The 797-nt window shown below is 41.4% G+C and carries 1 pseudogene; it reads right to left on the bottom strand.

Annotation, left to right across the window (positions count from 1 at the left end):
- Positions 1-797: pseudogene (locus tag BN338_RS09990) on the bottom strand (hypothetical protein); the annotation flags it as partial.

Below are 797 nucleotides of genomic sequence, written 5' to 3' on the forward strand. Positions count from 1 at the left end.
GCTTCTGTCAGTGCTCCTGCTTTTACACCAGAAATACTACGAGCAATACCTTCACTGTTTGCAACGGTGATTTCTGTACCTTCTTTCTCCGAACCTATTTTGATTACCTTGGTCACACCATCTTGCTTAACAAGACTATCACTAACAACTTGGTTAATCTCATTCTTAAGTTCTTGATGAAGATTGCTGAAAGAATTTCCTACACTTGCAAAGGCTTTCGCTACATCATCATAGCTCTGCTCTTCAACCTTGCTACCATCCTCACTGACAGTGTGAACCTTAAAGATTGGAGCAATCCACTGACCATTCTCGTACTTAGCTCCCCCACCAAAGGATTTAGCGATATCCGTAGCCACTGTGTCAAGTGTCTTAGATACAGTGTTTACATGTTGATTGGTTTCATAAAGCTGAGAGCCATTGATTGCATCCGTTGAACCTTCAGTGATCCTACCATTCGCAAGAGATGTGATCTTGCTGTTTTTCTTGTCATCTTCAGTGCCATGGGTCGCAACAAACGCATGATCTTTATCACTCCACAACAACGCATTCTGCTTAATATTTTCAGAAAGCTCAGTCGTGTTTTGCGTAATCTCTTTATGAAGCTCTGTGAATGAATGATCAACACCACCAAACGCATCCGCTACACTTTGATAATTCTTACCCTCCACTGTATAAGTCGGTGCTATACCTTTCAACACATCGGTTCCACCACCTAAATACTTCGAAGTATTCTCAGAAACTGTTTTTAGATCATTCGTGACTGTCGTAACATTCTGATTGGTCGCAAAAAGCTGACT

The organism is Bartonella queenslandensis AUST/NH15, from assembly GCF_000312585.1.
GTDB classification, from domain to species: domain Bacteria; phylum Pseudomonadota; class Alphaproteobacteria; order Rhizobiales; family Rhizobiaceae; genus Bartonella; species Bartonella queenslandensis_A.